This is a genomic window from Streptosporangium sp. NPDC006013 (genome assembly GCF_040614275.1).
Lineage (GTDB): Bacteria > Actinomycetota > Actinomycetes > Streptosporangiales > Streptosporangiaceae > Streptosporangium.
Genome location: NZ_JBEXUE010000643.1, coordinates 1 through 4,719, shown reverse-complemented (window position 1 = coordinate 4,719; position 4,719 = coordinate 1). Strand labels below are relative to the sequence as shown.

Below are 4,719 nucleotides of genomic sequence, written 5' to 3'. Positions count from 1 at the left end.
CGTTCATCGCGCCGTACAGCGAATGCCAGGCGGCCATTTCCATGCTCATCACACACCACCATGTTTCCTGGGTTCCTGGGTTCCTGGTTTCCCGCCCTGCCCCAGGGCAGGCCCTTCTGCCTGCAGGCCATGGCCGCGGTCTTCCCGGTCCTGGAGTCCAGGCTGTCCGACCTGCCCGCCGACCACTGGCTGGAGCGCAAGCCTTTCATCTGCTGCCCCGACCCGGCAGACGCCGTCGTCATGCGGCTGGAGCGGGTGGACCGGACGGAGGGGGCGCCGTGAGCGCGGGCCGCAGGGTGCGCTGCACCGTCGCGTCCATGAACTACTCGGCGTGCGAGCTGCGCGTCGGCGACTACTTCGAGGTCGGTCCGGAGGGGGTGTCGCTACCACCGGGCGGGCACTTCTGCTTCTACGCCATCGCCTCGGCCACGTCGCTGCTCAACGGGCGACTCGCCGCGCCGGACGGCGACGCCTGGCTGGCCGGGCGCCCGCTCGCCGCGTGTCCCGACCCGCCGGAGAACCTGATCATGCGTCTGGAGGAGGTAGGCGACGATGGCCGAGCATGAGGGGCCGATCTTCAGCGTGCGGGTCGGCGGCGGTATCGCCGAGATCACCGAGCACGCGGTACGCGCCGAGGCCATGGGCTTCGACCAGGTGTGGACCGGCAACGACCTGTTCGGCGGGCCGGGGGTCGCGAGCCTGGCCGCGATGCTCGCGGCGACCAGCCGGATCAAGGTCGGTTCCGCGGTGCTCGACCCGGTGTCGATCCATCCCGTCCAGCTTGCCCAGCTCGCCTCCGGCTATCAGGAGCTGTCGGCCGGCCGGTTCATCCTCGGGCTGGGCGCGGGCTCCGACGTCTTCTTCCGCCGCGCCGGGATCGCACCGCCGCCCCCGGTGCCGCACACGCGTACGGCGGTCGTGGCGATCCGCGCGCTCACCGAGGGCCGCAGCCCCGCCGGTCTGCCGGGCGCGGGCGAGGGCTGGCACGAGCAGGCCCACATCGAGTCGCCGCGACCGGTGCCGATCTACATCGGCGCGATGGGCCCGAAGATGCTCGAACTGGCCGGGCGGCACGCCGATGGCGCGCTGCCGCTGTGCCTGCCGCCGCGCCACGTGCTCAACGCGATGGAGCAGATCGGGCGCGGGGCGAAGGCGGGGGGCCGCACCCTGGCCGAGCTGGACGTCGCCGCGTGCGTCTGGTGCTCGCTCGACGAGGACCGCGAGCGCGCCCGCCGGGCCCTGGCCAGGTTCATCGCCCGCTACAGCGGCTCGCTGTCGGCCGACGCGCTCGCCGCCCACGGCCTGGACCCGGAGGAGTTCGCCCGGACCCAGGCGCTGGTGGACGAGGGGCGCCTGGACGAGGCGACCCGGGCGGTGCTCTCCTCGTCGTCCATGCTCAGCCTGGGCATCGTCGGCGGGGCCCGCGACGTGCTGGAGCAGTGCGAGGCGCTGCTCGCCGCGGGAGCGCGGCACATCTCCTTCGGCCCGCCGCTCGGCCCCGACCCCGCCCACGCGATGCGGATCTTCGGGGAGAGCGTGCTGCCCAGCCTGCGCGCCCAGGTGGCGCCGTGACCGCAGGGCCGCTGGCGGGGCGGGTGGCGCTGGTCGCGGGCGGGACCGGCGCGATCGGGAGGCACGTCGCCACCGGGCTCGCCGCGGCGGGTGCGGCGGTGGCCGTGCACTGCCACCGCTCCGCGGGACCGGCCGCCGAGATCGCCCGGGAGTGCGGCGGCCTGGCCGTGTGCGCGGCCCTGCCGGGGCCGCGATCCGCCGACCGGCTCTTCGCCACCGTGGAGGCCGAGCTGGGACCGGTGACGATTCTCGTCAACGCCGCGGAACCGGCCGGTGCGGCAGGCGTCGCGGCGGTGGCGGACGTCGAGCCGGGCACGCTGGAACGCCACCTCGACGGCGTGCGCGCCCACCACGAGCTGTGCCGGCGGGCCCTGCCCGGCATGCGGGCGGCGGGCTTCGGCCGGATCGTTTTCGTTTCCGGGGCGCTGATGGCCCGGCCCATGCCGGGCATGGGCGCGTACGCGGCGGCCAAGGCGGCGGCGTCGGCGCTGACGCGTTACGTCGCCGCCGAGGAGGGCAGGAACGGGATCACGGCCAACGTGGTGGCCCCGGGCCGGGTGGCCGAGCCGGACGCCGCCGAGCCGGACGATCCCGCGCTGCGGGAGCTCTCGGAGGCGCTGCGGCGGCGGATGGCGCTGCCGCGCTTCCCCGCGCCGCGCGAGGTCGCGCGTACGGTCGTGGCGCTGATACTCCCGGAGTTCGACCAGGTCACCGGGCAGACGGTCTGGCTGACCGGCGGCGAGTTCACCGGCTGAGCGGCGCGGACGGCTCGCGGGTGTAGACGCGCACCTCGCCCGTGAGGTCTCCCGGGGCCGACCAGAGCGCGAAGTCCATCCCCCACTCGCGCAGCCGGGCCTCGCCGCCCGAGCCGGGGTGCCCGCCGCCGGTCAGGTCCCAGCCGATCGCGCAGCCAGCGCCCCTGGCCGCGGCCGTGATCGAGGCGAGGTCCGCCTCGCCGGCGGGCGCGGGCAGCCACGCGGCGGCGTACTCGTGGCCGTACTTGCGCAGGAAGTCCGCGATGTCGGCCGGGCGTGGGCCGGGCTCTCCCGGGCGCGGGTGCAGTCGCGCCAGCCGGCGCGGGGGTGGCTGGCCGTGTGCGGTGAGGGTGTCGGCGGCGGCGGCGGCGACGTCGTCGTCGGCGCACCCGCTCGACAGCACGATGCCCAGGCGGAGCCCCTTGGGCCGGTAGTACGCCGCGAGCAGCCGTCGCAGCAGGATGATGTGGCGATCTGGCACATCCCGCAGCCTAGCCATGATGATAGACAGTGCACAATACTGCCTTGTAATCTATTGATGCGCCCCCTGAGGGGCCACTGCGAAAGGAGCCGCGGATGGGCATGTCGCCCCCTGGGCCCAGCTCCGTACCCGTCGACTCGGCCCTGCTGCGCGAGGTGATGCGCCGCTTCGTCACCGGCGTGGCGATCGTGGCCACGGTGGACCAGGACCGGCCCTACGCCGCGTCGGTCAACTCGCTGACGTCGGTGTCGCTGGAGCCGCCGCTGATCCTCGTCTGCCTCAAGATCGGCTCGAACACCTGCGCGGCCATCGAGCGCAGCGGCCGGTTCAGCGTGTGCGTGCTCGCCGAGCAGCACGAGGAGCACTCCCGGCGCTTCGCCGGATCGCAGCCGGCCGTGGACGACCCCGCCTTCGAGCTGGTGGACGGCCTGCCCGTGATCCGCGGCGCGCTCGCGGGCATGATCTGCGAGGTCGAGTCCACCCAGCGCAAGGGCGACCACGTGATCGTCATCGGCCAGGTCGTGCGCACCCACCACGAGCACGACACGCCGCTGCTGTTCTTCAACAGCGGTTACCACCGGCTGGCGTCCGGCGAGCCGGCCTGAGCGGGCGCGCCAGGCCCGCTCTCGCCCGCCTCACGTACGGGTCAGCTCGCGGAAGTGGGTCGCGGCCGGCTCCTTGAGCCGGCCCAGCGCCTCCCAGTAGACCGCGATCGCCTCCCGGCGCGCCTCGGCGTGGGTCGCCCACTCCTCGGGCAGCTCGGGGTCGATGTCGGCGAACGAGCGAAAGGCCTGCATCATCTCGGTGCAGGTGACGAACGCCTCCTGCGGCGACATCCGCGGCGGCCGGGTCAGCGGGGCGTACTTGGCGGCGAAGCGGCGATAGCGCTCGGCGACCTCGTCGAGCTGCCACAGATGGCCGAGCAGCGGCCCCGAGGCGACGTCCCCCGAGGGCGAGGCCCGGAAGATCGTGACGGCGTCGGCGATGCCCAGCTTGTCGACCAGGTCGGTCACCTCAACCGCGTAGTCGCGCGGTGAGGCCCACATGCCGTCCTGCAGGAGCCCGAAGCCGTGGAAGCGGAGCTGGCGCACGAAGTTGGACCGTTCGGCCTTGCGGCTGTCGGGCAGCGTGTGCCAGACGAGCGTCCAGGACGTGGCCGTGCTGGGGCGCTCGCCGAGCGAGGAGATCCGCTCGTCGCCGTCCTCCAGCAGATGCACGCTCCGCTTGGTCAGCGTGTAGTAGACGTACCGCCCCTTGCGGTGCCGCTCGGCCAGGTCGCGCTGGACGAGGCGCGCCAGCGCGATGCGGGCCGCCGCGGTGCTGATCCCGAAATGGTCGAGCAGGGTGACCAGGCCACCCGACCACACCGGCGCCGTGCGAGGCTCCAGGAAGGCGCCGAAAATCGTCAGCAGCAGGCTCTGCGGCTGCACGTCGAAGAGATCATCACCATCTGTACGCAAGCTTCGATGTTACCATGCGGTTTCTTCGCTTCCCGGGCCAGCGCGGGGCGTTGAGTCCGGTCAGGGGGCGGCCGGCGATCGGAGCGGCACCGGCGCGACCCTGATGGCGACCAGCCGCTCGTAGATCTTCACCCGGTGTTCACAGAAGCCGGCGGATGGCGTTGGCGATCACCGGATGCACGGTGAACCGCTCCTCCAGCCAGGCCAGGGTGGTCTGAGCCGCCTGCCTGTTGCGCTCGTATCCCGGGACCATCTCACCCAGCGGCAGGACGTCCGGCGAGTACGCCTGCTCCACCCGGCGGCTGAGCTCGAATGGGTCGCGGTGCCGCACCTGAGCAGAAGTGAGGTTCAGCAGAGCGATCACCCGGTCGATGGCGTACGACTGGATGAAGCGGGCCGCGGTCAGGCTCACTGCTCACGCCGACCTTCGCCCCGCCGCACGCGGAGACTA

The 4,719-nt window shown here is 73.2% G+C and carries 8 protein-coding genes; 5 read left to right on the top strand and 3 right to left on the bottom strand.

Annotated features, from left to right (window positions below):
* Nucleotides 1-60 precede the first annotated feature (60 nt).
* The 4 genes from ABZ260_RS46900 to ABZ260_RS46885 are packed head-to-tail and all read left to right on the top strand — an operon-like array spanning nucleotide 61 to nucleotide 2,327.
* A complete protein-coding gene (locus tag ABZ260_RS46900) occupies nucleotides 61-282 on the top strand; it encodes a TIGR04076 family protein (protein WP_355631317.1) in 222 nt (73 codons plus the stop codon).
* Nucleotides 279-566 (top strand): TIGR04076 family protein, encoded by a 288-nt coding sequence (locus ABZ260_RS46895; protein WP_355631314.1) that lies wholly within the window; start codon nucleotides 279-281, stop codon nucleotides 564-566. Before ABZ260_RS46900 ends, ABZ260_RS46895 begins: the two co-directional genes overlap by 4 nt.
* Complete coding sequence (locus ABZ260_RS46890) at nucleotides 553-1,572, top strand: LLM class flavin-dependent oxidoreductase (protein WP_355631311.1); 1,020 nt, start codon at nucleotides 553-555, stop codon at nucleotides 1,570-1,572. The genes ABZ260_RS46895 and ABZ260_RS46890 overlap by 14 nt, the downstream gene beginning before the upstream one ends.
* The gene (locus tag ABZ260_RS46885; protein WP_355631308.1) at nucleotides 1,569-2,327 is read left to right on the top strand and encodes an SDR family oxidoreductase; all 759 of its coding nucleotides are present in this window, start codon (nucleotides 1,569-1,571) and stop codon (nucleotides 2,325-2,327) included. Before ABZ260_RS46890 ends, ABZ260_RS46885 begins: the two co-directional genes overlap by 4 nt.
* Here ABZ260_RS46885 and ABZ260_RS46880 read toward each other — a convergent pair.
* Nucleotides 2,317-2,808: a hypothetical protein gene (locus ABZ260_RS46880; protein WP_355631305.1), complete on the bottom strand. Its 492-nt coding sequence runs from the start codon at nucleotides 2,806-2,808 to the stop codon at nucleotides 2,317-2,319. The genes ABZ260_RS46885 and ABZ260_RS46880 overlap by 11 nt on opposite strands.
* A 95-nt stretch (nucleotides 2,809-2,903) precedes the next feature.
* Between ABZ260_RS46880 and ABZ260_RS46875 the strand changes: the two genes are divergently transcribed.
* Nucleotides 2,904-3,413: a flavin reductase family protein gene (locus tag ABZ260_RS46875; RefSeq protein ID WP_355631302.1), complete on the top strand. Its 510-nt coding sequence runs from the start codon at nucleotides 2,904-2,906 to the stop codon at nucleotides 3,411-3,413.
* A gap of 30 nt (nucleotides 3,414-3,443) precedes the next feature.
* Here the strand turns inward: ABZ260_RS46875 and ABZ260_RS46870 are convergent, their stop codons facing one another.
* Both ABZ260_RS46870 and ABZ260_RS46865 read right to left on the bottom strand, forming a co-directional pair.
* Entirely contained in the window at nucleotides 3,444-4,268 is an 825-nt protein-coding gene (locus ABZ260_RS46870) for a PaaX family transcriptional regulator C-terminal domain-containing protein (RefSeq protein WP_355631299.1), read from the bottom strand.
* Nucleotides 4,269-4,407: 139 nt separating this feature from the next.
* The gene (locus ABZ260_RS46865) at nucleotides 4,408-4,680 is read right to left on the bottom strand and encodes a hypothetical protein (protein WP_355631297.1); all 273 of its coding nucleotides are present in this window, start codon (nucleotides 4,678-4,680) and stop codon (nucleotides 4,408-4,410) included.
* Nucleotides 4,681-4,719 lie beyond the last annotated feature (39 nt).

Bases quoted from the DNA above. Each gene is read 5' to 3' on its own strand.
- ABZ260_RS46900 (WP_355631317.1), top strand. From the start codon at position 61: ATGTTTCCTGGGTTCCTGGGTTCCTGGTTTCCCGCCCTGCCCCAGGGC.
- ABZ260_RS46875 (WP_355631302.1), top strand. From the start codon at position 2,904: ATGGGCATGTCGCCCCCTGGGCCCAGCTCCGTACCCGTCGACTCGGCC.
- ABZ260_RS46890 (WP_355631311.1), top strand. From the start codon at position 553: ATGGCCGAGCATGAGGGGCCGATCTTCAGCGTGCGGGTCGGCGGCGGT.